The 24,577-nt window shown below is 62.0% G+C and carries 21 protein-coding genes; 3 read left to right on the plus strand and 18 right to left on the minus strand.

The genetic code is table 11. The features are described from left to right. Positions 1-173: 173 nt before the first annotated feature. From FBX99_RS23775 to iolC, 13 genes are all read right to left on the minus strand, one after another. Positions 174-1,844: a methyl-accepting chemotaxis protein gene (locus tag FBX99_RS23775; protein WP_371923888.1), complete on the minus strand. Its 1,671-nt coding sequence runs from the start codon at positions 1,842-1,844 to the stop codon at positions 174-176. A 136-nt stretch (positions 1,845-1,980) separates the two neighbouring features. After that, positions 1,981-2,385 carry a TraR/DksA family transcriptional regulator gene (locus FBX99_RS23780; protein WP_024780047.1) on the minus strand — a complete coding sequence of 135 codons (405 nt, stop codon included), beginning with the start codon at positions 2,383-2,385 and terminating at the stop codon, positions 1,981-1,983. 326 nt (positions 2,386-2,711) lie between these two features. Then, a complete protein-coding gene (locus FBX99_RS23785; protein ID WP_042731369.1) occupies positions 2,712-3,734 on the minus strand; it encodes an ABC transporter permease in 1,023 nt (340 codons plus the stop codon). 143 nt (positions 3,735-3,877) lie between these two features. Then, positions 3,878-5,431 carry a sugar ABC transporter ATP-binding protein gene (locus FBX99_RS23790; RefSeq protein ID WP_144925157.1) on the minus strand — a complete coding sequence of 518 codons (1,554 nt, stop codon included), beginning with the start codon at positions 5,429-5,431 and terminating at the stop codon, positions 3,878-3,880. A gap of 63 nt (positions 5,432-5,494) precedes the next feature. After that, entirely contained in the window at positions 5,495-6,421 is a 927-nt protein-coding gene (locus FBX99_RS23795; RefSeq protein ID WP_144925161.1) for a sugar ABC transporter substrate-binding protein, read from the minus strand. A 53-nt stretch (positions 6,422-6,474) separates the two neighbouring features. Continuing rightward, positions 6,475-6,627, minus strand: a complete 153-nt coding sequence (locus FBX99_RS28965; RefSeq protein WP_178112045.1) for a hypothetical protein — start codon at positions 6,625-6,627, stop codon at positions 6,475-6,477. Positions 6,628-6,768: 141 nt separating this feature from the next. After that, positions 6,769-7,821 (minus strand): Gfo/Idh/MocA family protein, encoded by a 1,053-nt coding sequence (locus FBX99_RS23800; protein WP_144925165.1) that lies wholly within the window; start codon positions 7,819-7,821, stop codon positions 6,769-6,771. A gap of 138 nt (positions 7,822-7,959) precedes the next feature. Beyond that, positions 7,960-8,970 (minus strand): Gfo/Idh/MocA family protein, encoded by a 1,011-nt coding sequence (locus tag FBX99_RS23805; protein WP_144925168.1) that lies wholly within the window; start codon positions 8,968-8,970, stop codon positions 7,960-7,962. A 21-nt stretch (positions 8,971-8,991) separates the two neighbouring features. Further along, positions 8,992-10,923 carry a 3D-(3,5/4)-trihydroxycyclohexane-1,2-dione acylhydrolase (decyclizing) gene (gene iolD, locus FBX99_RS23810; protein WP_145133114.1) on the minus strand — a complete coding sequence of 644 codons (1,932 nt, stop codon included), beginning with the start codon at positions 10,921-10,923 and terminating at the stop codon, positions 8,992-8,994. 152 nt (positions 10,924-11,075) lie between these two features. Continuing rightward, positions 11,076-11,897 (minus strand): TIM barrel protein, encoded by an 822-nt coding sequence (locus FBX99_RS23820; protein ID WP_144925174.1) that lies wholly within the window; start codon positions 11,895-11,897, stop codon positions 11,076-11,078. 59 nt (positions 11,898-11,956) lie between these two features. Further along, positions 11,957-12,766, minus strand: a complete 810-nt coding sequence (gene iolB, locus FBX99_RS23825) for a 5-deoxy-glucuronate isomerase (RefSeq protein ID WP_145133116.1) — start codon at positions 12,764-12,766, stop codon at positions 11,957-11,959. Next, positions 12,763-13,656 carry a myo-inosose-2 dehydratase gene (iolE, locus tag FBX99_RS23830; protein WP_145133118.1) on the minus strand — a complete coding sequence of 298 codons (894 nt, stop codon included), beginning with the start codon at positions 13,654-13,656 and terminating at the stop codon, positions 12,763-12,765. Before iolE ends, iolB begins: the two co-directional genes overlap by 4 nt. 162 nt (positions 13,657-13,818) lie before the next feature. Next, the gene (iolC, locus tag FBX99_RS23835) at positions 13,819-15,756 is read right to left on the minus strand and encodes a 5-dehydro-2-deoxygluconokinase (RefSeq protein WP_144925184.1); all 1,938 of its coding nucleotides are present in this window, start codon (positions 15,754-15,756) and stop codon (positions 13,819-13,821) included. A 310-nt stretch (positions 15,757-16,066) separates the two neighbouring features. Here iolC and FBX99_RS23840 point away from each other — a divergent pair, with 310 nt between their 5' ends. Further along, positions 16,067-16,987 (plus strand): MurR/RpiR family transcriptional regulator, encoded by a 921-nt coding sequence (locus FBX99_RS23840; protein WP_144925187.1) that lies wholly within the window; start codon positions 16,067-16,069, stop codon positions 16,985-16,987. Positions 16,988-17,191: 204 nt separating this feature from the next. Here the strand turns inward: FBX99_RS23840 and hcnC are convergent, their stop codons facing one another. The 3 genes from hcnC to hcnA are packed head-to-tail and all read right to left on the minus strand — an operon-like array spanning position 17,192 to position 20,191. Then, complete coding sequence (hcnC, locus tag FBX99_RS23845; RefSeq protein ID WP_145133120.1) at positions 17,192-18,469, minus strand: cyanide-forming glycine dehydrogenase subunit HcnC; 1,278 nt, start codon at positions 18,467-18,469, stop codon at positions 17,192-17,194. Further along, the gene (hcnB, locus tag FBX99_RS23850; protein WP_144925194.1) at positions 18,462-19,871 is read right to left on the minus strand and encodes a cyanide-forming glycine dehydrogenase subunit HcnB; all 1,410 of its coding nucleotides are present in this window, start codon (positions 19,869-19,871) and stop codon (positions 18,462-18,464) included. Before hcnB ends, hcnC begins: the two co-directional genes overlap by 8 nt. After that, positions 19,868-20,191: a cyanide-forming glycine dehydrogenase subunit HcnA gene (gene hcnA, locus FBX99_RS23855; RefSeq protein ID WP_144925197.1), complete on the minus strand. Its 324-nt coding sequence runs from the start codon at positions 20,189-20,191 to the stop codon at positions 19,868-19,870. The genes hcnB and hcnA overlap by 4 nt, the downstream gene beginning before the upstream one ends. Positions 20,192-20,486: 295 nt before the next feature. On the opposite strand from hcnA, the gene FBX99_RS23860 reads away from it, so the two are divergent. Then, positions 20,487-21,170, plus strand: coding sequence for a response regulator transcription factor (locus FBX99_RS23860; protein ID WP_047700891.1), 684 nt, complete (start codon positions 20,487-20,489; stop codon positions 21,168-21,170). After that, positions 21,148-22,533 carry a HAMP domain-containing sensor histidine kinase gene (locus FBX99_RS23865; RefSeq protein WP_145133122.1) on the plus strand — a complete coding sequence of 462 codons (1,386 nt, stop codon included), beginning with the start codon at positions 21,148-21,150 and terminating at the stop codon, positions 22,531-22,533. Before FBX99_RS23860 ends, FBX99_RS23865 begins: the two co-directional genes overlap by 23 nt. Positions 22,534-22,594: 61 nt before the next feature. Here the strand turns inward: FBX99_RS23865 and FBX99_RS23870 are convergent, their stop codons facing one another. Further along, the gene (locus FBX99_RS23870) at positions 22,595-22,846 is read right to left on the minus strand and encodes a DUF1652 domain-containing protein (RefSeq protein ID WP_144925203.1); all 252 of its coding nucleotides are present in this window, start codon (positions 22,844-22,846) and stop codon (positions 22,595-22,597) included. A gap of 243 nt (positions 22,847-23,089) precedes the next feature. Next, positions 23,090-24,574, minus strand: a complete 1,485-nt coding sequence (locus FBX99_RS23875; RefSeq protein WP_145133124.1) for a helix-turn-helix transcriptional regulator — start codon at positions 24,572-24,574, stop codon at positions 23,090-23,092. Between the last annotated feature and the right edge of the window lie 3 nt (positions 24,575-24,577).

Genomic DNA, 24,577 nt, shown 5'->3' on the forward strand with positions numbered 1-24,577 from the left:
CTCGCGATAGCGGTGCATCAGTCGATACTTTGCTGACTGCACCATCGCTATCGCGAGCAGGCTCGCTCCCACAGGGGATTTGTGGTGCTCCCGGAACTTGCGGCCACTGAAGGCCCCTGTGGGAGCGAGCCTGCTCGCGATCAGCGGTGAGCCTGGCCTATCCAAATGAAAGCCTAGCGCGGCTTCTCGGGTTTGTAGCCCAACCGCAACCCACCCCAGTGGCGGCCCTTGATCATGATGGGCACGGACAGGTCATGCATCAGCTCGCCTGTGTCGCGGGTATAGGTCTGCAACAGCACCGGTTGCTGGTGGCTGCCGCATCGAATCCCGGTGCGATCGGAGAACTTGCGCTTGGTACGGTTGTTCAGCGTGTCGACGGCAGGATCGCCGGTCAACGGCTGGCTGAAGACTTTGTTGTGGGTCGGCACATACCCTTGCTGGGTACAGGCAATCGCAAACACCAGGCCTTCATGCCGGGCGAGCAAAGGCTCCTGGATGGCCGGCAGGACCTGGTCGGTATAACGGTCGAAGCGGGTCTGGAACTTGGCGGGATGGGTATTGGGAATGGCCTGGTAGTTACGATCGAACAGATCCTCCAGGCTGACACGCCCTTGATCGATATCCGCCTCGAATTGCGCGGCGATCTGGCTCGCGCCTTCACGCGCCAGGTCGTAGACCCGCTGGTGATAATCGTCGAGCCCCACCTCCGCCAGGCGCTCGCTGATGGTTTCGGCCTGGCCTTCCATCTGCACGGCCGCTTCGGCCAGGCGCTGGGTCTGCTGGTCGCTGATGGACAGGTCACTGCGCATCTGCTCGATGGCGTGGAACAGGCTGTCGAGTTGTTCGCGGTTGGTGTCGGTGCCCTGGGCGATGGCGCTGACCTGGGTTTCGACACCGGCGGCGAGCCGGGCAATGTTCTCCAGGTGCTGGCCGGTGTGCTCGACCTGCTGCACACCGCTGTCCAGATCGGCGGCCAGTTGGCGGATCTGCTCGACCACCTGGGCAGTGCGCTGCTGGATATCCGCCACCATGACGCCGACCTCGCCAGTCGCCGCCGCCGTGCGGCCCGCCAGGCCACGGACTTCGTCGGCAACCACGGCGAAGCCCCGACCATGCTCCCCGGCCCGAGCCGCCTCGATGGCCGCATTCAGCGCCAGCAGGTTGGTCTGGCTGGCAATCGACTGAATCACCAGGCTGACCCGCTGGATCTCGTCGCTGCGCACGCTCAAGGCCTCGATCAGCTCGCGGCTGTCGTTGGCCCGTTGGCTGAGTTGGTGCATGCGACTGATGGACTCCACCAGTTCGCTGCGCCCGGCAACGCTGCTGCGATGGGCTTCGCTGGCAGCGCCCAGGGCCTGCTGGCTGAGTTGGGAAGTGGCCTGTTCGGTGGCAATCATCGATTCGGCACTGCTGACGATCTGCGCCGCCGCATCGAGCTGCGACTGGACCTTGCCGGCCAGCTGCCTGACCGAATAGGCGACGCCGGCGGCCGACAACGCGTTATGACTGGTGGTGTAGGACAGGTCACGGGTCAGCTCGGCCAATGAGCCGGTATTCAACGAAGGCTGGGGCGCGATGACCAGGCGCGAGCGCAAGCGCGGCAACCAGACAATCAGCATCGCCAGGGGCAGGCCCAGGTACAACGACCAACCTCCCAGCACCATGCCGCACAGCAGCAAGGTCAGGGCAAGGCTCTGCAAGGTCGGCGTCAGCCAGCGCGCCGTGCTTTTCGTAGCCGATACCGAGGCAGGCACCGCCGCCAGAGATCCGTCTGTCGCCATGTTCGTCACCACACTTCTCGTTGTTATGCCCGCATTAAACGCCACTACGGAGCCATTATCCATGGTCCATTAGTCGCGTTCTTGCAGCAGATCAATGCAGGTGTGTGATTTTCGAGGAACGCTACATGGCCTGGCGGGAGCAAGCGCCCTCGCCCCAAGGTCTGTGCAGCCTTCGGTAGCTCGAATGGCAGGTAGTGGATCAGGCCTGACGCTGGTGCTTGTCGATCTGCTCGTGACGTTCCTGGGCTTCGATGCAGTACTTGGTGGTCGGGCTGATCAGCAGACGCTTGAGGCCGATCGGCTCGCCGCTGTCGTCGCACCAGCCGAAGCTTTCGTCGTTGATGCGATCCAAAGCCTGCTCCAGCTGGGGCAGCATGCGCTGGTCACGATCGATGGCGTTGACCAGCCAGGTGCGCTCTTCTTCTACGGAAGCAGCGTCGGCCGGGTCAGCCGGGGAATCCAGGCTTTCAATGGCGATTCGGTTCTGTTCGATGCGCTCGTGGGTTTCGACTTTCATGTTCTGCAACAGCTTGGTGAAGAAAGCCAGTTGCTCGGCGTTCATGTAGTCATCCGCCGGCATGGCCAGCAACTTTTCCTTTGTCATTGATATCTCTATAAAAAAACGTGCATTAAGGCGAATTATGGAGCGTCCCGCAGCGCAGCTGCCACGCTCGTCAGGAAGGCGCCGTCTATTCCAAGCGCCACCCGGCACTCAATTTACGAGGGGCGGCAGTCTAAGGCCGAGTCGAGGCCTCAGCAACCGAAAACATGGGAAAATGTCCGACAACCCCTTCAAATGTTCTCTGACAGGCTTTTAGCGATCATCGGAGTGCGTTTATAACAAGAAATTCGCTGTAATGGCTGTATTAAGAAGACAAATGGCAACGCCACGCGGGTCAGGCGTGGCGCTTTGTCGCAACTGGGCGGTCGTTAACGCTTGAGTTTGCGCTTGTTGCGATATTGGTCGATGACCACCGCTACCACAATGATCAGCCCCTTGATGATGTCCTGGATATAGGCATCGACACCCACGAATGTAAAGCCGCTGGCCATGACGCCGAGGATCAGCGCGCCGATCACCGTCCCGGTGATGCGCCCCACTCCACCGGCCAGGCTGGTACCGCCGATCACGGCCGCGGCGATCGCATCCAGCTCATAGGACATGCCCATGCCGGCCTGCCCGGTCGCGGCCCGCGCCGAAGCCACCACCCCGGCGAGACCGGCCAATAGCCCGGCGATGCTGTAGACGATGACCAGGTGCCGCTTGACGTTGATCCCCGAGGTACGCGCCGCCTGCATGTTGCCGCCGATGGCGTAAGTATATTTGCCGTACTTGGTGTAGCGCAGGGCAATATGGAAAATCACCGCCACCACCAGGAAGATGATCACCGGCATGGCGCCATGACCGATGGCAGTGTAGGAATCCGACAACATGCTCACCGGCTGGCCTTCGGTGTAGTAACGCGCCAGGCCGCGGGCCGATACCATCATGCCGAGCGTGGCAATAAAGGGCGGGATGCCAGTGATGGCGATAATGCTGCCGTTGATCGCCCCGGCCAGCAGCCCCACGCCCAACCCTGCCACCACCGGTATCCATGCCGGTAGATCGGTGAGGGACGGAAACACGGCACGGGCAAAATCCGAGGTCTGGGCCAGGCTGGCGGCGATCATGGCCGACAACGCCAGCACGGAACCGGACGACAGGTCGATGCCGGTGGTGATGATGACCTGGGTCACTCCGATGGCCAGCAGGCCGATGATCGACACTTGCAGGATCATCAGTACCAGGCGCTGGGAGTTCATCAGGAAACTCTGGTCGCGCATGATCCAGCCGAACAATTCGAACACCAGGCCAATGCCAATCAGCACCAGGAAGATACTCAGCTCTGTCGGTAACCGCCGGCGCGTCCTGGCCGGTGCGGCCGCGGGTTTGTTTTCCAGTATCGCGTTCATTGCCATCCACCTTTTTTGTTCGTTGGCGAGGGGATGTTCCCTGCCGGGCGGTGTAGTACGTCCCGGACGGGGCCGCTTCGCGGCCCGGCGGGAGCAAGCTCCCTCGCCACCATGTTGCTCGACGTTATTGATGTGTGCGGGTGTCAGGCCAGGCCGGAGGCCAATTGCATGACCCGCTCCTGGGTCGCTTCGCTGCGGTCGAGGGTGCCCATCAGGTCGCCTTCGTGCATCACCAGGACCCGGTCGCTCATGCCCAACACTTCCGGCAGCTCGGAGGAAATCATGATGACTGCCATACCCTCACTGGCGAGGTAGGCAATGAGCCGATAGATCTCGGCCTTGGCGCCAACATCGATGCCACGGGTCGGCTCGTCGAGAATCAGGATCCGCGGATTGGTCATCAGCCAGCGGGCCAGCAGCGCCTTCTGTTGATTGCCGCCGGACAGGGTGTCGATGCACTGCTCCAGGGACGGGGTCTTGACCCGCAGCTTCTTGCACATGTCTTCACACAAGGCGCGCAAGGCTTTCTGCTGGATGAATCCGTTGCCGACATAATGGGGCAACACGGCCATCTCCATGTTTTCCAGCACCGACAGGCACGGGAACAGCCCACTGAGCTTGCGATCCTCGGTCAGCAAGGCGAAGCCCTTCTCGATGGCCATGTGTGGGTCGCTGATGCGCACCGGTTGGCCGTCCAGCAGAATCTCGCCACCGGTACTGGGCGTGACGCCGAAGATCGCTTCAGCCACGTTGGTCCGTCCCGAGCCCATCAGCCCGGCGATGCCGAGGATCTCCCCGGCGTGCAGGTCGAAGGAAACCTCCTTGAAGACGCCGTCCAGGCTCAGGTCGCGTACCGACAACACCAACTCGCCAATGGGTTTTTCCCGTTCCGGGAACAGCTGGCTCAATTCCCGTCCGACCATCATCGAGATCAGACTGTCGCCGTCCATGCTGTCGGCCCGTTGCAAGCCGATGTAGCGGCCATCGCGAAACACCGCCACTTCATCGGCGATGGCAAACACTTCATTCATTTTATGGGTGATGTAGATGATGCCCTTACCCTGAGCCTTGAGGTCGGCAATGATCGAGAACAGGTGGGCGACTTCCGTTTCAGTGATGGCTGAGGTTGGTTCGTCCATGATCAGAATGTCGGAGTCATAGGACACCGCCTTGGCGATCTCCACCATCTGTCGCTCGGCAATACTCAGGTTGCCCACCTGCTCCTCGGGGTCGAGGTTGATCCGCAAGCGCTCCAGCAGCCTGGCGGTGCAACGGTGCATCGCCCCATGGTCGACCATGTGCAGGCCATTGAGCTGCTCGCGGCCGATCCAGATGTTTTCGGCGATGCTCATGTGGGGCATCAGATTCAGTTCCTGATGGATCATCGCGATGCCGGACTGCAACGCCGCCAGGGGCGTGTCGAATGTGACCGGCTTGCCCCGCAGGCGCAGTTCACCGGCGTCGGGCGGGTAGATGCCGGCAATGATTTTCATCAAGGTGGATTTGCCTGCGCCGTTTTCCCCCATCAGCGCCAGCACCGAACCGGGGCGTACCCGCAGCTCTACATCAGACAGGGCCACCACGCCGGGAAAACCTTTGCTGACGTTGACGACTTCCAGTAGATAGGGCTCGTCAGGTAGTGCGTCCGGCTGGGGAATCATCGCCGGGGCGCTCGATGCAATCGCTGAAGCGAACATGATCAGGTACTCCCTCGGCAAGGTCGGCGCGGCGACCCTGCCTGCTGGTTATGGGGTGGGACGTCACTTGAACTGATTGACGTTTTCCGGGGTGATCAGGCGATACGGCACCCAGACGGCTTGCTCGACCGGCTGTTTCTTGACCATTTTCACCGCCGTATCGATCGAGCCATCGGCCTGGCCCTTGGCGTCCTGAAACACCGAAACCGTCATATCGCCCTTCTTGATCGCTTCCAAGCCGTCCGGTGTACCATCGACACCGGCAATCAGTACTTGGCCCTTCCCTTTGTTCACATTCTTCAGGGCCATGGCAGCCCCAATGGCCATCTCGTCGTTGTTGGCCACCACGGCCTGGAAGTCGGTGCCCTGGGTCAGCCAGTCGCCGACCACATTCATACCCTTGTCCCTCAGCCAAGTGGCAGTCTGCCGCTCCTTGATCTTGATGTTCGGGTATTTCTTCAACACGTCCTCGACGCCCAGGGTACGGTTGGTGGTGGAGTTGTTGGCCAGGTCGCCCAGCAGGATCACGATGTCGCCCTTGCCGCCCATTTTGTCGGCCAGATACTGCATCTGCATGCGCCCCGCTTCCAGGTCATCGGAGGCCACGGTGACCACGCCTGCCGGCAGTTTCAGTTCATCAGGACGGCGGTTGACGTAGACCAGCGGAATCCCGGCGGCCACGGCGGCCTTGGTGATACGCGCGGTGGCAGCGGTGTCGACGGGGTTGACGATGATCGCATCGACCTTCTGGCTGATGAAACTTTCCACCTGACTCAATTGCTTGACCACATCACTGCGTGCGTCTTCGAACTGCAGGGTGACGCCGTCCGGCATGGACTTGGCTTTCTTGTCCATGGACTCACGCAGGTAAGTCAGCCAGGTGTCGTCGAACTGCGACATGCTGACCCCAATCTTCAGGTCCGCCAGGGCAGCGCCGCTGGTGAGCATCAACGACAGGGCCAACGAGGCGATACGGGTCTTGGTCTTCATGAACGGTCTTTCTCCACATTCTTGTTGGTTTTATGGATAAGGCGTGTCGGAACTCAGGAACGGGGCAAACGCACGATGGGCGCGCCGGGCATGCAACACACCACGGCACCGCTGCGCTGGATGCACAGGGATTCGAACAGGGGAAGGACTGCGGACAAGCGCAGCAGGTGTGGCAGGTGAAACGCAGAGCGGCTGAAGGTTTTCATCGACGGTACCTGGCTGTGTTTCTTGTTTTTGTTGAGTTCGCTGCTTGTTTAAAAAACCGTTGCACGAGCGGGAACTGGATGTCGGTAACCTGGAAAAGACTTTATTGGAAAATATTTTCCACATCAACAGATTTTAGAATTTTATTCGTTTTTTGTTCCATGGCCGATGGGCGTGGCCAACACCACGACTTCATGGCGTTCCGCGCTCTGCCGGGCAACGTCCAGCAAACGGGTAGTCGCCAGTGCATCACGGGGCAGGACTGGCAGCGGGCCAGCTCCCTGCAAAGCGGTTTGCAGGCGCTGATAGAATTCGATCCAACAACCGCGCTCCGATGTCACCCGCTCGCGCTCGGTGCCGTGCTCGAACCAGCCCCAGCGTCGATGTTCTTCGGTTCCCCAGCGTTCGCCCTCGGTCGCCGGACTCAACCCGGCCAAGGCCTGGGCCTCCTGCCCGTCCAATCCCTCGACGGTGTAGCAGCCCTGGGAACCACTGACCCGGAACCGTGGGCGCGGCGCGTTCTGCAGGCAATTGCCACTCAAGTGCGACACCACGCCGTTGACATGGCTCAGGGACATGAAGAAGCCATTGTCGAAAACCTGGCCTGGCTGTCGGTAGTCCAGCTCGGCGTACACCCGCACCACCGGCCCGAACAGCTGCAACGCCTGATCCACCAGATGACTGCCCAGGTCACGCAGGAATCCGCCACCGCTGCTTTTGCCGACGGACGTCGGTGAATAACGCTCGACGCTGGATTCGAACCGCAGGACCTGTCCCAGGACACCGGACGCCAACAATTTGCGCACGGTCAGAAAGTCCGAGTCCCAGCGCCGGTTCTGGTACACGCAGAGCGGCACGTTGTGTCGTTCGGCTGCCAGCACCATCGCCTCGGCCTGCTTGGCATCAGCGGCAAAGGGTTTATCGCTGACCACCGCCACGCCCCGCTCGATGGCCTCCATCACCAGCGCCGGACGACCGTCCAGAGGCGTGGAAACCACCACCGCGTCGATGCCAGCCGCCACCAATTGCTCCAGTGTGTCGAAAGCCTGGACATCGGGGTGTTCGGTCGCCAGTTGCTGGCGACGCTCGGCGGACCGGGTCACCACACCGACGAACGTCGCCCCGGGCAAACTGCTGATCAGCGGCGCATGAAAGAAGCGTCCACCCTTGCCGTAGCCCACCAGTCCGATTCGCATGGCAACTCCTTATTAAATCACTGAATCAACGCCCCCCCTGTGGGAGCGGGCTTGCTCGCGAAGGCGGTGGATCAATCGGCATCAATGTTGAATGTCAGGCCGCTTTCGCGAGCAAGCCCGCTCCCACAGAGATTGGGGTCAGCCGTAGAACCGCGGGCGCTCAGGCAGTTCCACCTTGACGATCTGCCCACTGCCCTGCGCCTCGATACAGGCATCCGCCGCTACCGCCGCGGCGAAGCCATCCCACGCCGAAGGGCCGTCCACCTGGCCGGCGCGAACGCCGTCGATAAAGGCCTGCAACTCGACGTCATAAGCGGCGATGAAGCGATCCTTCCAGTCCATCAGGATGGCATTGGACAGCTTGGCGCCGCTGCGCAGCTGCACCTGAGACGGTTCCGGCAACTTGGCGATGCCGGTCTCTCCCACCACTTCGCACTGAATGTCATAGCCGTACTGGCAATTGACGAACACTTCCACGTCGATGCGCGTGCCCTTGGCGGTTTCCAGCAGGACGATCTGTGGATCACGCAGGTGGGCCAGGGCCTTGCTGGTCTTGCGCGGAAATACCACTTGCACCGACACGTAGTCGTCGGCCAGCAGCCAGCGCAGCACATCCAACTCATGGATCAGGGTGTCGGTGATCGCCATGTCGGTCTTGTAGTTTTCACCCACGCGGGGGTTGCGGTGGGCGCAATGCAGCATCAGGGGTTCGCCGATCTGGCCGCTGTCGATCACCGCCTTGAGCGCCCGATAGCCTTCATCGTACGGGCGCATGAAACCGACCTGCACCAGTCGCTTGCCATGGGCCACCTCGGCCTCGACGATCCGGCGGCAACCTTCAGCCGTGACAGCCAGGGGCTTTTCACAGAACACCGGTTTTCCGGCGGCGATCGCCGCCAGCACGAATTCCTCATGACTCGGCCCCCAGGAGGTGACGAGGATCGCCTCGACTTCCGGGGCCTTGATCAGCGCGTGCCCATCGGGATAGACCTCGGCGGTCAGTTTCAGGTCGGCCACCACTTTCGCCGCCTGGGCCAGGTTGATGTCGGTCACTGCCACCACCTGGCTGTTGAGCAAGGTCTGGCTGCAACGACGGATATGGTCCTGGCCGATGGCCCCGGTGCCGATGACGCCCAGTTTCAAAGACATTTGGAACTCCTTGTTGTGTGATCAGTACTGACGGGCCTGGGCCAGTCGTTCATTGAGGGCCTTGGCGACGACATTGGTCCGGGCGCTGGTGGAGACTTGCGCCACACCGACCCGCCACCAGGACAGGTAGCCGTGAATCATGGTCTTGGGCAGGACCTTGATGTCGATCAGAGTCGAGACCGTTTGCCGCCGTGCGTCGGCCAGGGCCGCGTGCAGTTCGTCGAGGGTCTTCACCTTGTAGGTCTTGCAGCCGTAGGCCGCCGCACTCATGGCGAAATCCACCGGCACGAAACCGCCGTCGAGCTTGCCGGTGTCCGGGTTGCGGAAACGGAACTCGGTGCCGAAGCTGTCCATCCCGTTCCCCATCTGTAAATTGTTGATGCAACCGAAGGCCATGTTGTCCAGCAACACCACATTGATCTTGCGCCGCTCCTGGATCGAGGTCGCCAGCTCCGAATGCAGCATCATGTAGGAGCCGTCACCCACCAGGGCATACACCTCTTTATCAGGCTCGGCGAGCTTCACCCCCAGTGCCGCATTCACTTCGTATCCCATGCAGGAATAGCCGTATTCGAGGTGGTAGGTGTTCACGCCCTTGCAACGCCAACTGCGCTGCAAGTCACCGGGCAGGCTGCCGGCGGCGGCGACGATGATCGCATCATCCGCCAGGGTTTCGTTGAGGGTGCCCAATACCCGGCTCTGGGTCAGGCAGGAGCCGGTGAGCTCGATGAATTCGCGAAACACCGCCGGGTCCATGCCGTCGTTGATTTCCGGGATGAAATCCTCGGCCTGGTAATCGGCCTGGTAGACCCGGTCCACCTCGGCCTCCAGTTGCCCCTTGGCGGCGGCGATCCGCCCGCCCCATCCGGCACGGTAATCCCCCATGGCGGCGGACAGCGCTTCCAGCCCCACACGAGCATCGGCCAACAACTGCACGCCGTCGAGTTTCAGCGCATCGCATGGGCTGATATTGAGGTTGAGGAACTGCACATCCGGATGCTGGAACAGCCATTTGGAGCCGGTGGTGAAATCGCTATAGCGAGTACCGATGCCGATGATCAGGTCCGCTTCCTTGGCCAGCAGGTTCGCCGCCAGGCAACCGGTTTCGCCGACACCACCGACGTTCAGCGGATGGCTGGACACCACCGCGCTCTTGCCGGCCTGGGTCTCGGCAAAGGGAATATCGAAGCGTTCGGCAAAGGCCTGCAATGCGGCGTTGGCGCCGGCGTACTTCACCCCGCCGCCACAGATGATCAATGGCCGGCCCTTGCCCTTGAGCAGGGCCAGGGCATCGTCGAGCATCGCCGCAGTGGCCGGACGGCGGTCGATGCGATGCACGCGCCTGGCCAGGAAATAGTCCGGGTAGTCATAGGCTTCGCCTTGCACATCCTGGGGCAACGCCAGGGTGACCGCGCCGGTTTCGGCCGGATCGGTGAGCACACGCATGGCCTGGATCGCAGCGCTCATCAATTGCTCGGGACGGTTGATCCGGTCCCAGTATTTGCTCACCGCTTTGAACGCATCGTTGGTGCTGATGCTCAGGTCGTGGAACTGCTCGATCTGTTGCAGCACCGGGTCCGGTTGACGACTGGCGTAGACATCGCCGGGCAACAGCAGCAGAGGAATGCGATTGGCCGTCGCGGTGGCCGCCGCAGTCACCATGTTCGCCGCACCAGGGCCGACCGATGAGGTACAGGCGTAGATCTTCCGGCGCAGGTGCTGCTTGGCGAAACCGATGGCGGCGTGGGCCATGCCCTGTTCGTTGCGGCCCTGATGGACCACCAGGTCGCCGCTGTCCTGCTCCAGCGCCTGGCCCAGGCCCAGCACGTTGCCGTGGCCGAAAATGGTAAAGACCCCGGCAACGAACTTGCTCTGGACACCGTCGACCTCGACGTACTGGTTATCGAGGAATTTCACCAGGGCCTGGGCCATGGTCAGTCGTGTTGTGGACATGCTTGCACCTTTTCAAACGCAACTCGGTTCAAGTGTGGGAGCGGGCTTGCTCGCGAAGGCGGTATGTCAGGCAACACCCATGTTGGATGTACGGCCGCCTTCGCGAGCAAGCCCGCTCCCACAACGGGATCTTCATCAGGTCGATGCCGGTATCAGACCTGTGAATCCTGCAAATGGCTCATGCTCGCGCCCAACGCCTGGCGGATGTCGGCCAGTTCATGAACGCTCTCGGCGAACGGTTCGAAGGACAAGTAACCTTCATAGCCACCGGCCCGCAGCGCTTCGATCTGTGCGGCGTTGCCGAGGATGTCGGCCTTGCCCACCAACACCCGGTGGCCGTCGCGGATCGTCGCCAACGGCGCCTGGGCATCTTCCACGCCGGAGATGTGCACCAGCCCGGTGAGTTCGGGGAAGAACACCTGCTCACCCGCCAGATGGTGATGAAAGGTATCGTGCACCAGGCGGAACACATCCAGCCCGCCGATGGCCTTGATCGCTTCTACCGCCGTCTCCTTGCGGCGCAACGAGCACTCCTCGAACCCCAGGGGCTCGATGAAGCCGTAGATGCCAAAGGCCCTCAGGATCGGCGCCAGTTCGCTGAGCGCCGTACGCAGCCCCGCCGCGCGCTCGGCCTCGCTGCGTGGGTCGGCACGCTCGTTGAGCGGGCACATGACCAGGCCCTCGGCGCCACATTCGCGGGCATAGTCGGCCAACCTCAAGGCCTGGGCGCGGCGCTCTTCGTTCCACACGTCGAAGGGATAGAGGGCGTTGATCGACAACACCTTGATGCCCCTCTCTTCGCACAACTCGCGCACGCTGGCCGGCGCCATGCCGTTCTCGATCTCGACGCCTTTGAGATCGTTGCGGATCTCGATGGCATCGGTCTTCAAGGCCAGGGCCAGATCGATGAATTCGGGCAACGACAGGCGCGGGGCAACCATTCGGTTCAAGGCAAAACGCAGGGGTTTATTCATCTTGTTATCCCTCCAGTGTCCATACGAAACGGCGTGGGTGAGCGGGCAGCAAACGGTGTTCAGAGATCCAGCAACCAACTGTGCTGCGGGTCGTTATGGAACTGCCAGACCCGCTTCGGGCCGGCCATGACGTTCAAGTAGTACGACTCGTACCCGTAAGGCACGCTGACCGGGTGGTAGCCCTTGGGCACCACCACCAGGTCGCCGTTTTCCACGGCCATGGCCTGGTCGATGCTGCGGTCGTCGGTGTAGACCCGCTGGAATACGAAGCCCTGGGACGGATTGATCTGGTGATAGTAGGTTTCTTCCAGGAAACTCTGGTGCGGCAGGTCGTCGGTGTCGTGCTTGTGGGGTGGATAGCTCGACGAATGCCCCGACGGCGTGCGCACTTCCACCACCAGTAGCGAGTGGGCCGGTTCGCTGTCCGGCAGGATGTCGCAGATATACCGGGTATTCGCGCCCTTGCCACGCACGCTGCGCTTCATGCTGTCGGGGCGGATCAGCCGTGGGCCGTAATCGTTCTGGCTGGAACCCGGCGCGGCACAGACGGCGACCTGAACGTCGCTCAAGGCGATCACCTGGGCCTGGCTGCCGGGCGGCAGGTAGGCGGCGTAGGGCGATTTATCCTCGAACACCGACTGGCGATCGCCAAGGTTGTCCCAGGCGAAACTGCCCTGCCCCGGCGCTTCGCCCTTGAGACTGATGCGACCACTGAGCAGCACCAGGCACAACTCCTTGTCGCCGGCGGCCACCGGCAGGGTTTCGCCGAGGCTCAGGCGGTAGGCGGCGAACACGACGTACTCCAACTCGCCCTCGGGCAGTTGGACCATGGTCCGGCCAGCGGGCTGGTTCTTGATCAACAGACTCATGAGGAACTCCTTTCCAGCAACAAGGTGCGCAAAGTGTCGTAGCCCTTCTTGGCGTAGGCATAACTCGGCGCCACGGCCGGGTCCTGTTCGGCTTCCACCACCAACCACCCCTGGTAATCGGCGGCCAGCAGGACATCCAGCAACGCGGCGAAATCAATGTCGCCGTCCCCCGGCACGGTGAAGGTGCCGTTGACGATGCAGTCCGGAAAGCTCCAGAGATGGTTGCGCGCCAGTTGCACCACCGGCTTGCGCACATCCTTGAAGTGCACATGACAGACCCGCTCGATGTGCTTGCGCAACACCTGCAGCGGCTCGCCACCGCCCATGTAGCAGTGACCCGAGTCGAACAGCAGACCAACCTCGCTGCCGGTCAGGGCCATCAGCTTGTCGATGTCCGAGGGGGACTCGACATAGGCGCCCATGTGGTGGTGATACGCCAGGCGCACGCCTTGGGACAAGGTGAAGCGGGCCAGTTCGGTGAGCTTGTCGGCATAGGCCTGCCAGGCGTCGTCGGTGTGAAAGCGCGGCCGCTCGATCAGGGGAATGCGCTGGCCTTGGATAGAATCGGCGACTTCGCCATAGACCAGCACCGTGGCGTCGTTTTGCGCCAGCAACTGCACATGGGCGGCAATCGCGTCGATTTCCTCGGCCGCCGAACGTCGGGCCAGGCGGCTGGAGTACCAACCGGACACCAGCGCCAGGTCATAGGGACGCAGCACATCACCGACGCCCTTGGCGTCCCTGGGAAACTTGCCGTTGAGCTCGAACCCCTCGTAGCCGATGGCCTTGCCTTCGCTCAGCGCAGTGCTCAACGGCGTCTCACCGCCCAGGGACGGCAAGTCGTCGTTGCTCCAGGAGATCGGGTTGATGCCAATTCGAATAGCGGGCATGGCTGCACCTTTTATTGTTTTACATAGCAATTGAAAGCTGCGGAGGACCTTGGTGGGAGCGAGCCTGCTCGCGATAGCGGTTTGTCAGGCAACTGATTATTAACGGTTAGTCCGCTATCGCGAGCAGGCTCGCTCCCACACTAGGTTCAGTGTTCGCACTATTCAGCTTCGGGCAGCACGCCATGCCTCGATCAACTCCACAAACGTGCCCTGCACCTGCCCGATCAGCGTTTCATCATCGATTTCCCCCGCCAGCCAGGCCCGGCTCGGCTCTTGGAAAATCGTGCGGCCCACGGCAAATCCCCGGCAGGTCGTGCTCTGGCTGGCCTGGCGAAACCCCTCGGCCAAAGCGGCAGCCGGGGCGTTGAGCCCCAGAAGCACGACCCCACGACAGTACGGGTCGCGCTGCTGGATCAGCTCGTCGAGCTGTTTCCACTCCTGCGCTGTCTGGGCTTCGATCTTCCACCACGCCGGGTAGATGCCCAGGTTGTAGAGGCGTTTGAGCGCGCGGTACAGCACATCAGGATGGGGCGACGGATGATCCTTCGGCGGAATGACCTCCAGCAGCAATTCATGGCCGCTGACCTGTGAGGCCTTGTAGAGTCCCATCAGTTGGGCCTCCTGCTCCAGGCGCAGCAGCGGTTCGTCGTCGGGGTGGAACTGCACCAGGCACTTGATGATTTGTTCGCTGGGCCAGGCGATCAGGTTGCTGCCGATGGAACGCCCGTGTTCGAACGCCAGCGGACGCGAGCCTTGCACCTCCACCGGGCGGGCAACCCACCAGCCGCGCCCGGTGGCGGCGTTCAACGAGTCCTGGCCGAAGCGTTGATCGGCCAGCAAGCCGACATCGGCCTCGACGCCCTGGCGCTGCAGGTCGGCTTCGACCCGTTCCACCGCCTGGATGAACAGTTGCTTGAGGGCAGCAATGCTACTCAAGTCTCGATCACTCTTTTGCGCCAGTTCCACCAGTTGCCACCGATGGTCGAAGGCAAAGATGAACAGTTGCTTCCAGGCCTTGCGCGGCACGCTGACCTGATGCAACCGCTGCAACGCGAGGTCCTGGTCCGGCCGGGTGATCGGCACCGGGCTGTCGAACAAGTAGTCGAGTTCAGCCCGGGTCGGCATCGCCGGCGCACAGCCGTGACGCGACACCACCAGGCCACCGCAGGCATTGGCGAGCTGGCAGCAGCGTTCATCGCTGGCGTCCTCCAGCCAGCCGGCGAGGAAGCCCGACATGAAGGCATCGCCGGCACCCAGTACATTCAGTACCTCAACGCGGACACCCGGATAAATGGCACCGTCCTCGAGTCGGGCCGGGATGGCGCCGTGTATCACCGTGCAACCCTGCGGGCCGAGCTTGACCACCAGGGTGGCCGCCGTCAGCGAACGGACAGTACGCAGTGCCGTCAGCAGGTCTTCGCTGCCGCCGGCAATCAGGAATTCTTCTTCGGTGCCGACGATCAGGTCGAAACGCGGCAGGATGCCTTGCACATGCTGGCTGACTTTCTGGTCGGCGACGAAACGGGTTTCCCCGTCGGCCTTGCCCGTCACGCCCCAGAGCACCGGCCGGTAGTCGATGTCCAGTATGCGTTTGACGTTGTGCCTGTCGGCATGATCCAGCGCCTGGAGGCTGGCGTTGTAGACGCCTTCAGCAGAGAAATGAGTGCCGGTGATCAGCAGCGCCTTGCTCGAAGCGATGAAGGCCTCGTCGATGTCTTCGGCGCGCAGCGCCATGTCGGCGCAGTTGTCCCGATAGAACACCAAGGGAAAGGTTTCCCGATCCTTGATGCCCAGCAAGACCAGGGCGGTCAGGCGCTCGGGGTCAACCTTGATGCCGCTGACATCGCAGCCTTCGCGGGCCAGGGATTCCACCAGGAAACGGCCCATGTGGTCGTCCCCTACCCGGCTCAGCATCGCCGACCTGAGCCCAAGTCGCGCGGTACCGAAAGCGATGTTGGCCGATGAGCCGCCCAGGTATTTGGCGAAGCTCGACACATCCTCCAGCCGTGCCCCGACTTGCTGCGCATACAGGTCCACGCCCAGGCGTCCCAGGCAGATCACATCCAATTGACGCCCACTGGCAAAACGAGTCTGGCCCATGCTGGCTCCTGTTATTTTTATCAGCCTGCGTTCGCTGCCGGACCGGCGCCAACGCTCTTGGTGGGTGCAGACTAAAACGAGCGAGGAGCAAAAATCAATAATTTTTCTATAAATTTTTATGTGGAATATATTTTCCAATAAACTGCAAATCAGCTGTGTCAGACACGGTGCGTCGGTTCAGTCATGGATTGCGACGTTACCCGTCATGATTTTCCCTGCGCCTACGCTGTAGACTGCGAGCAGCCAACTTATTGTCGAGGGCCGGTCTTTCAGCGGACGGCTCTATAAGAACAAGCCAGAAGGATTATCTATGACCCGCCCCGATCTGCCGGCGCCATCCGAGCGCGCGTCCGAGGCCGCCCTCGCCAGCCCTCCGATCAATGCCGAGCGTCTGTTGCAACTGATTACCGATGAATATGAAAGCCTGCCGCGCCAGCTCAAGCGCATTGCCAGCTACATGAGCCAGCAAAGCGACCGGATCATGGTCGATCGCATCAGCGACATCGCCCGCGAGTGCGAAGTGCATCCCTCGGCCATCGTGCGCTTCTCCCAACGGTTCGGCTTCAGCGGGTTCAGCGAAATGCAGGCCTTGTTCCGCGAGGCCTATACCCACAAGACCACACCGGTGCAGAACTATCAGCAACGCATTCGCAGCATGATCGCCAACAAGTCGCAGAAAGCCAGCGGCGGCGACCTGGCACGCGAGTGCATCAACGCCACGCTGTCGGGCATCGAACGACTGGGGCTGGAATTGGACGACCAGGCGTTCGACAAGGCCGTCGACCTGGTGGTCAATGCCGACAATATCTATGTGGTGGGCGTGCGACGCTCCTTCGCCGTGGCCGATTACCTGGTCTATAACCTGCAACACACCAACAAACGCATCCATCTGGTGTCCGGCCTGGGGGGCAGTTATCGCGAGCAGATGCGCAGTGTCCGGGCCAATGATCTGGTGATCGCCATCAGCTTCACGCCCTATGGCAAGGAAACCCAGCACTGCCTGCGCATCGCCCAGCATCACCAGGCCAAGACGCTGATCATCACCGACAGCAACCTGTCGCCCCTGGCAAAACGCGCCAACACCATACTGCTGGTGAACGAAGGCAGCTCCTTCGCCTTCCGCTCGCTGAGCGCCACCCTGTGCCTGTGCCAGGCTCTGTTCATTGCCGTGGCCTATCGGCTGGAGCTCAAGGTGGATGAGATTCATGAACAGGTGGGGTTCGAGGATTAACGCTCAACACCATTCCCACAGGGTCCTGAGGTGATCGCAGACTTGGCGTTCACTGCAAATCCCCTGTGGGAGCGGGCTTGCTCGCGAAGGCGGAGTGTCAGCAAAACATCTGTTGACTGACACTCCGCCTTCGCGAGCAAGCCCGCTCCCCCAAAGTCCGCGCGCGGCTGCAACTGTGTGTTCACCCGACAGGGTTCTTCTGTCTCAGGCCAGCTCAACATCCTTCGGCTCAGCAACCCTCGTCGTCACCTCGAAGCGATCCGCCAGGAACGGTGTGATATCCAACGGCAGCGGCTCGTTGTTCACCAGCCTGTCCAGCAGCACCCCGGTGATGGCCGAGGTCAGGATGCCGGTGCGGAAATGTCCGCAAGCATTCAGATACCCTTCCACCCCTCGCATCGGCCCCAGGATCGGCAATTCATCGGGAGAGCCCGGACGCAGGCCGGCCCAGGTTCGCTTGAGATTGATGTCGGCCAGTTGCGGGATGCACCGCATCGCCCCTTGCACCAGCCCCTCGATCTCCGGGTAGGTGGTGGTCACGTCAAAGCCTTTGTCTTCCGTGGTGCTACCAATGAGGATTTCACCATTGTCTTTCTGCGCCACGTAGCAGTCGCTGGTGGTCAGGCAGCCGTTGAGAAGCTTCGGCATGCGCTCGGTCAGCAGGATCTGCCCCTTGACCGGCTTGACCGGAATCCGCACGCCGGTGGCCTGCTCGCTCAGGTCGGCCGCCCAGGCACCGCTGGCATTGATCAGGGTCCGGCAGTTGAAGGTGCCGGCCTCGGCGGTGTCTACTCCCGTCACCCGCGCCCCGCTGCGTAGCACCTCGGTAACGTGGGTGTTGAAATACAGGTCGACACCATTCTGCCGGGCACCTTCGGTGTAGGCGTCGGCCAGTCGGAACGGGCTGACCTGGTGATCGCACAGGAACTCCAATGCACCCCGAGCCTCGTGGCTGACGCTGGGCTCGGCCTCGCGCAGGGCGGTCTGGTCAAGCCAGCGCACCTGATCGGCCAGGTGAGGAATGCAGGCGACGATGTGCTCGGCATACAAGCGATCCTCGTCGTCGTAGATCACGAACTTGAGCCCGGTTTCCTCGAATTTGATATCCATGCCATGGTTGTCCAGCAACTCCCGGTGCAATTGGGGGTACATCGCGTTGGACTGCAAGGCAAAGTCGAAGAACGACTGGGGCAGGATATGCGGCGTGCTGGCATCTACTGCCACGGCGGCGCCCTGGGTCTGGCGCTTGCGGTTGGCCGACATCATGCGAAAGAAGATCACCCCACAGCCCAACCCCACCGACTCGCCGATGGCCCACAGGCCGCCGGCCGAAGCGCGGGTCGCGTTGCCGGGGCGCTTGGCGTCGATCAGGGCGACTCTCAAGTGCTTGCGCTTGGACAATTGGTAGGCACAGGAAGCGCCGATCACACCGCCACCGGCGATGACCACATCGTAATCCCTGATCTCTGGATGCTTAATCATGGCGGGCGGCCTCCATGCCAACATTGCGGAACGCTGAAAACGGTATCGGATCGATCGGAAAGCGTGGCCGTAGCCAGCCGACGTCGGCGCGCCCAGTGGCCTCGCGCAGGCGGTCGCTGCAATACCCGACGCACATCCGCCCCTGGCAATCGCCCATGCTCACCCGGGTGCGCATCTTCAGGCTGGCGATGTCCTGCACGCCCTGTTCAATGGCCCGGTCGATGTCCGCGCGGGTGGCGTGCTCACAGCGGCAGATCACCGTATCGGCCGTCGGCAGCGCGGTTAGTCCGGCTCCGCGCCGGGTGTAGCGGTCCACGGCTGCACGGAAGCGGAGGATCCGGTCCAACTTCGCCTGATATTGCCCCCGGCGTTCGAGGGCGGCATGGGAGTCCAGCACATTGCATTGCATCAGCACCGACAGCGCAGCGATGCGCCCGCTCAGCATGGCCGCTTCACCGCCGCGAATCCCGCCCATGTCACCGGCCAGGTGGATGTGCGCCTCGCTGCTTTGCTGCCAGGCATCAGACACTGCACGCAGATAGCCATCGTCGCTGAAACCATGCTCCAGGCCCATCTGCTGGCTCAACTGGGTGCGCGGTATGAAACCGTAGCCGACCGCCAACGTCTGGGCCGGCACCTGTTCGGCACGTTCGAGGTCGGGTTTCCAGTCGCTGGAATATGGTGCAACGGTGACCATGTCCAATTCGCCCTCGCCATGGGCCTGCACCACGCCCCAGCCATAACGCACGGGTATGCGATGACGCTTGAGGTAGGCCAGCATGCTCAGGCCATCGAGGAAAAGCTGCGGCTTGTTCAGCAACGCCAGGCTTTGCTTGGCAATCGTGCCGAATGCGCAGGCTTCATAGACACCGGCCACGGCCACGCCCGCGGCATGCAACTGACACGCCACCAGCGGCAGCAACGGACCGGTACCGGCAATCACCACCGGGCTCGGTGGCCTGACCACCCCGCTCTTGATCTGCAGTTGCAGGCCTCCCAGCAGCATCACCCCGGGCAGCGTCCAGCCGGGGAAAGGCACGCTGCGCTCATGACAACCGGCCGCCAGGACCAGGTGGGAATAGGCGACCTCGCAGACACGCTCCTCGGCATCCAGCAGCATCAGCGCCCGCAGCCCCTCGGCCCCGACGACGCGGTGGTTGAACCGGACGTCGATCAGCCCGGCGTGTCGGTCGAACTCGCCGTGGAGTTTTTCCAGGGCTTCGCTGTAGCGCGGTCCCAGGTAGTCGAGGCTGATGCCATCACGCAACGGCCCGCGATACACCACGCCACCCAGACGCGGCGCCTCTTCAAGCAACGTGCAGCGCAGCCCATGGGCCGCCAGCTCGATGGCGGCTGCCATACCGGCCGGCCCACCGCCGACGATCACCGGAGCGAGGTTCATGGCGCCTCCGTTTCGACGATGCGGTTGGTCCGGGTTTCGATCTGCATACCGGGGCGTACCTGGGTCTGACAGGCGCGGCGCTTGTAACGACCGTCGATCCTGACCAGGCAGCATTGGCACACGCCCATGCCGCAGTAGGCGCCGCTGATCTGGCCATGATCGTTGCGGGCGACCTGGCGCTGCCCCTGGGACTGGATAACGGTCAGGACGGTTTCGCCCCGGGCGGCATTGACGATCCGCCCGTCCAGGTGCACCGTCATGTCGGGCCGGGTCAAGGGTTGGATATCGAATTTTTGGCGTAGAAGGTCTTGAGGCTGCATGATGCGGCTCTTCCTTGATGTGAATGCTTTATCGAAGACCGGTGAGGTCTCGGCTCCTTGCAGCACACCATCACCGGTTAGCGTCGGTACCCGACGGCGACAGCGCGCCAAGGCAGGGCAACGGACGCAACATAATGGTGCGCACTCGATTCATGTTAGGGATTATTTGTGACCAAGTGTTGATCCAGGCCAGTGAAACCACTTGCCCGTCCATGAACTTTTTTTCAGAAAGCCGACAGGATTTCTTTGGCAGAATGCTGCGCAATGGCATCAATTTCTCAACCCGGTACCGCCCATGAACCGCATCCTGACCATCGAAGACGACGCCGTGACCGCCCGTGAGATCGTCGCCGAACTGACCCGTAACGGCCTGAACGTCGACTGGGTCGATAACGGCCGCGAAGGCCTGGAACGAGCAGTGAGCGGCGACTACGACCTGATTACCCTCGACCGCATGCTGCCCGAGCTCGACGGCCTGGTGATCGTCACTACCCTGCGCACCATGGGCGTGGCGACGCCGATCCTGATGATCAGCGCCCTTTCCGATGTGGATGAGCGCGTACGCGGCCTGCGGGCCGGCGGTGACGATTACCTGACCAAACCGTTCGCCACCGATGAAATGGCCGCCCGGGTCGAGGTGCTGCTGCGGCGCAATAATGGCGCCCGGGAACCGGAAACCATCCTGCGGGTGGCCGATCTGGAACTGGATCTGATCAGCCGTGAGGCCAGTCGCAACGGGCAACTGCTCAGCCTGCTGCCCACCGAATACAAATTGCTGGAATTCCTGATGCGCAACAGCGGGCAGATTCTTTCGCGCATGATGATTTTCGAGGAAGTCTGGGGCTATCACTTCGACCCCGGCACCAACCTGATCGACGTCCATATCGGTCGCCTGCGCAAGAAAATCGATCCGCCAGGCCTGGAACCGCTGATTCGCACCGTGCGGGGTTCGGGCTATGTCATTGCTGAACCCCGCTAAGGGCTGGCGCTCTTCCAGCAGCCGCCTGCTGGCGCTGTACAGTGCGCTGTTCGTGCTCTGGAGCGCGATTTTGATGGGGGTCATGTACTACGAGGTGTTCGGCTACCTCGACAGCCTGGCCAAACACTCCCTGATGCAGCGCCAGCACCTGTTCGCCCGCATCCACGGCGATCAACTGGAAGATGCGCTCATGGCCAGCCTGACCCTGGACGATCGCGGCGTCGACGCCTATGGCCTGTTCGATCCACAGTTGCGCCACCTGAGCGGGCCGATCCAGCGGATTCCCGCCGACCTGCCGCTGGACGGCAAAATCCACATATTGAGCGATTGTGTCGACTACGACGATCCGGGCGTGCCCTCCGACAGTTGCGACGCCGTGGCGAACCGGACCCAGGACGGACGCTGGCTGGTGCTGGCGCGGGACAACGGCTCGCTCTTCGCAGTGACCCGTATCATTCTCCACGCGCTGTTATGGGGTGTATCGCTGACCATCCTGCCGGGGATTGCCGGCTGGCATCTCTTGCGCCGCCGACCGTTGCAACGCATCCGCAAACTGCAGGCCAGTGCCGAGGCCATCGTCGCCGGCGACCTGACCCATCGCCTGCCGCTGTCGAGCCGGCGGGATGAACTGGACATGCTGGCGGCGATCGTCAATGCCATGCTCGATCGCATCGAACGCCTGATGAACGAGGTCAAGGGCGTGTGCGACAACATTGCCCATGACCTGCGCACACCGCTGACGCGCCTGCGCGCCCAGCTCTATCGTATCCAGCAGCAAGCCGCGGATGGATCCCCCGAAGCCTTGCAGATGGATCAGGTGCTTGCCGAGACCGATACGCTGATGGCGCGGTTCCGAGGCTTGCTGCGGATCTCCGAGCTGGAAGACCAGCAGCGTCGCTCGGGCTTCGTGCGCGTCGACCCGCTGCAGTTGCTACAGGAACTGCATGATTTCTATCTGCCCCTGGCCGAGGAAGGCGAACTGATCTTCAGCCTCGAAGTGCCCGAGACCCTGCCTTTGCTCAACGGCGACCGGGCCCTGCTGTTCGAAGCGGTGTCGAACCTGCTGAGCAACTCCATCAAGTTCACCCCGGCGGGAGGCAAGGTGGCCCTGCGCGGTATCGATCAGGGCGACAGCACCCGCATCGAGGTGCTCGACTCCGGCCCAGGCATTCCGGAACCGGAGCGCAAGGCCGTGTTCCGCCGCTTCTATCGAGCCGAGGGCAGCAGCCACCATGGCGGGTTTGGCCTGGGCCTGTCGATCGTCGCAGCGATTGTCAACTTGCACGGGTTCACACTGGAGGTAGGCAGCAGCGAATACGGCGGTGCGCGGTTGGCACTCGATTGCCGGGCGACGCTGCTGTAAGAATTACCTGTGGCGAGGGAGCTTGCTCCCTCGCCACAAAAATGGACTAGCCACAACTGGATCAGCCAGCGGGATCGGTGCGATGCCCAGGGGTTTTCTGCAGCTCATACCGCAATTCATCGATCAGCTTCGCCAGGCTTTCTTCGGAGCGAACGCTGTCAAGGTTCAAGCCACTCACTACCAGGTCCACCTCCCCACTTTCGCGGCGATAGAGACGGACGGTCAGGGTGCCGTCACCGTTGAGGCTGCATTCGCAGGACAGCGGCGAGAAACTTTCTTCGAGTCGGGCGCGCAGGGGGGCTAACTGGGTCATGGACGGCACCCTCAACGCAAGCAACACAAGGGAGTGGCATACAACACCGGGCTCTTGGTTCCAGCAGACATCCTGTCGATGGCACGTTGGCTTCGATCACTACACATTACGGCGTATTCCTTGACTGTTTCGTAGGGACGCGGCACCGTTGTTGAAAGTGCCGCACCCTCACATCCTAAGCAGCCACCTGCCCGCCAGATACCCGAATTTGCACTAACCCTTCCGGTGCATTTGCACTGGCTATCATGGTGCCTTCATGTTCCAGTCATTCCCGAACAGACCGCGCTCCCGGGCCCAGACAATGGCCTCGCTGCGGCTGTGGACGTCCAGCTTCGAATACAGCGTAGCAACGTGATTTCGCACGGTATTGGGCGCCAGTTTCAAACGTGCGGCGATCTCCTTGTCTGCCAGGCCCTGGCAAATGAGTCCCAGCACATCACGTTCACGGGCGGTCAGTTCGGTGTAGGAGGTACTGGGCAGTTGCGTGTTGATGCTCTTCACGTTGGCCAGCTTCTCTATCAGCGTACGGCTGAACCAGGACGCATCCTTCATCACCTCCTCGATCGCCGCCACCAGTTCCAGTTGCGAGCGCTTGCGTTCGGTAATGTTCACCAGGACCAATAGATAACAAGGCTGGTCCTGGATGATCACGGTGTCGGCCGCCACCTCGCAGTCGATCATTTCGCCGCCCTTTTTGCGGACCTTGACGTCGACATTGGACACCGTCGCGGTCTTCTCCAGACGGGCAAACAACGTGGCACTGGCGTCCTTGTCGAGAAAGCCGATTTCCGCCACTGTCTTGCCAAACAGTTCTTCACTGGCGTACCCGGTGGTTTCGAGAAAGGCGTCGTTGATTTCCAGCAGCAGTTGCTCGGCGCTGCACACCAGGGTGGGCACGGGGGACAGGCGAAACGACTTGGCAAAGCGCTCCTCGCTCTGGCGCAGCGCCGTTTCGGCCTTGCGTCGCGGCTCCATGTCCATGAAGGAAAACAGCATGCAATCTTCGTCGTGCAAGTCCAGTGGCTGGCCGGCGACGATCACTTGCTTGCTCGTGCCCTCCGGCAACCTCAACTCGGCCTGCATCTGCGGAATGGTCGCGCCCTGCCCCAGGCGCTCGATGGCCAGCTCACGGCGCTCGGCGGCCTCCAGCACGTCCAGCTCGTAGACCGAACGGCCGATCACCTGCTCACGGCTGTAGCCGGTCATCTCCAGGAAGCCCTGGTTGACCTTGATGTAGCGCAGATCGCTGAGGCGGCAGATCACCGCCGGCGCCGGGTTGGCGGCGAAGGTTTTCTCGAACCGCTGTTCGGCGCTGGCCCACTCCGTGGCGTCGCTGAGAATCAGCACCAGCAAGGTCGGTTCGTCGTTGCGATCGGTCAGCACCATGCTGCGGATGCGGTGGACCCAGGTGCGATCCGGATCGGCCACCGGGGTGACCTCCACCAGCACATCACTGAACTCATCGCCACGGGCGACCCGGGCGATGGGGTAGCTATCCTCCGTCAATGGATGGTTGTTGCGATAACGCAAATGGAAGCGCCGGGCGTACTCCCGGGCATTGGCGCCCAGTTCCGCGAGGCTCCTGACCCCATGCATGTTCAGCACGGCCTGGTTGGCCCAGGCAATGGTCTGGTCGATTTCGATCAACATCACCCCGTCCGACAGTCCGGCGATGATTTGCAGCAATTGACGACGATTGGTCTCCGTGGTCGGGACGTCCTGGCTCATTGG

Origin of the sequence: Pseudomonas sp. SJZ074 (genome assembly GCF_007828215.1) — a bacterium.
GTDB lineage: Bacteria > Pseudomonadota > Gammaproteobacteria > Pseudomonadales > Pseudomonadaceae > Aquipseudomonas.

What these genes read in the sequence shown, in the direction of transcription:
- FBX99_RS23775 (WP_371923888.1), bottom strand. Translation starts at nt 1,844, where the DNA reads ATGGATAATGGCTCCGTAGTGGCGTTTAATGCGGGCATAACAACGAGA.
- FBX99_RS23780 (WP_024780047.1), bottom strand. Translation starts at nt 2,385, where the DNA reads ATGACAAAGGAAAAGTTGCTGGCCATGCCGGCGGATGACTACATGAAC.
- FBX99_RS23785 (WP_042731369.1), bottom strand. Translation starts at nt 3,734, where the DNA reads ATGAACGCGATACTGGAAAACAAACCCGCGGCCGCACCGGCCAGGACG.
- FBX99_RS23790 (WP_144925157.1), bottom strand. Translation starts at nt 5,431, where the DNA reads ATGTTCGCTTCAGCGATTGCATCGAGCGCCCCGGCGATGATTCCCCAG.
- FBX99_RS23795 (WP_144925161.1), bottom strand. Translation starts at nt 6,421, where the DNA reads ATGAAGACCAAGACCCGTATCGCCTCGTTGGCCCTGTCGTTGATGCTC.
- FBX99_RS28965 (WP_178112045.1), bottom strand. Translation starts at nt 6,627, where the DNA reads ATGAAAACCTTCAGCCGCTCTGCGTTTCACCTGCCACACCTGCTGCGC.
- FBX99_RS23800 (WP_144925165.1), bottom strand. Translation starts at nt 7,821, where the DNA reads ATGCGAATCGGACTGGTGGGCTACGGCAAGGGTGGACGCTTCTTTCAT.
- FBX99_RS23805 (WP_144925168.1), bottom strand. Translation starts at nt 8,970, where the DNA reads ATGTCTTTGAAACTGGGCGTCATCGGCACCGGGGCCATCGGCCAGGAC.
- iolD (WP_145133114.1), bottom strand. Translation starts at nt 10,923, where the DNA reads ATGTCCACAACACGACTGACCATGGCCCAGGCCCTGGTGAAATTCCTC.
- FBX99_RS23820 (WP_144925174.1), bottom strand. Translation starts at nt 11,897, where the DNA reads ATGAATAAACCCCTGCGTTTTGCCTTGAACCGAATGGTTGCCCCGCGC.
- iolB (WP_145133116.1), bottom strand. Translation starts at nt 12,766, where the DNA reads ATGAGTCTGTTGATCAAGAACCAGCCCGCTGGCCGGACCATGGTCCAA.
- iolE (WP_145133118.1), bottom strand. Translation starts at nt 13,656, where the DNA reads ATGCCCGCTATTCGAATTGGCATCAACCCGATCTCCTGGAGCAACGAC.
- iolC (WP_144925184.1), bottom strand. Translation starts at nt 15,756, where the DNA reads ATGGGCCAGACTCGTTTTGCCAGTGGGCGTCAATTGGATGTGATCTGC.
- FBX99_RS23840 (WP_144925187.1), top strand. Translation starts at nt 16,067, where the DNA reads ATGACCCGCCCCGATCTGCCGGCGCCATCCGAGCGCGCGTCCGAGGCC.
- hcnC (WP_145133120.1), bottom strand. Translation starts at nt 18,469, where the DNA reads ATGATTAAGCATCCAGAGATCAGGGATTACGATGTGGTCATCGCCGGT.
- hcnB (WP_144925194.1), bottom strand. Translation starts at nt 19,871, where the DNA reads ATGAACCTCGCTCCGGTGATCGTCGGCGGTGGGCCGGCCGGTATGGCA.
- hcnA (WP_144925197.1), bottom strand. Translation starts at nt 20,191, where the DNA reads ATGCAGCCTCAAGACCTTCTACGCCAAAAATTCGATATCCAACCCTTG.
- FBX99_RS23860 (WP_047700891.1), top strand. Translation starts at nt 20,487, where the DNA reads ATGAACCGCATCCTGACCATCGAAGACGACGCCGTGACCGCCCGTGAG.
- FBX99_RS23865 (WP_145133122.1), top strand. Translation starts at nt 21,148, where the DNA reads ATGTCATTGCTGAACCCCGCTAAGGGCTGGCGCTCTTCCAGCAGCCGC.
- FBX99_RS23870 (WP_144925203.1), bottom strand. Translation starts at nt 22,846, where the DNA reads ATGACCCAGTTAGCCCCCCTGCGCGCCCGACTCGAAGAAAGTTTCTCG.
- FBX99_RS23875 (WP_145133124.1), bottom strand. Translation starts at nt 24,574, where the DNA reads ATGAGCCAGGACGTCCCGACCACGGAGACCAATCGTCGTCAATTGCTG.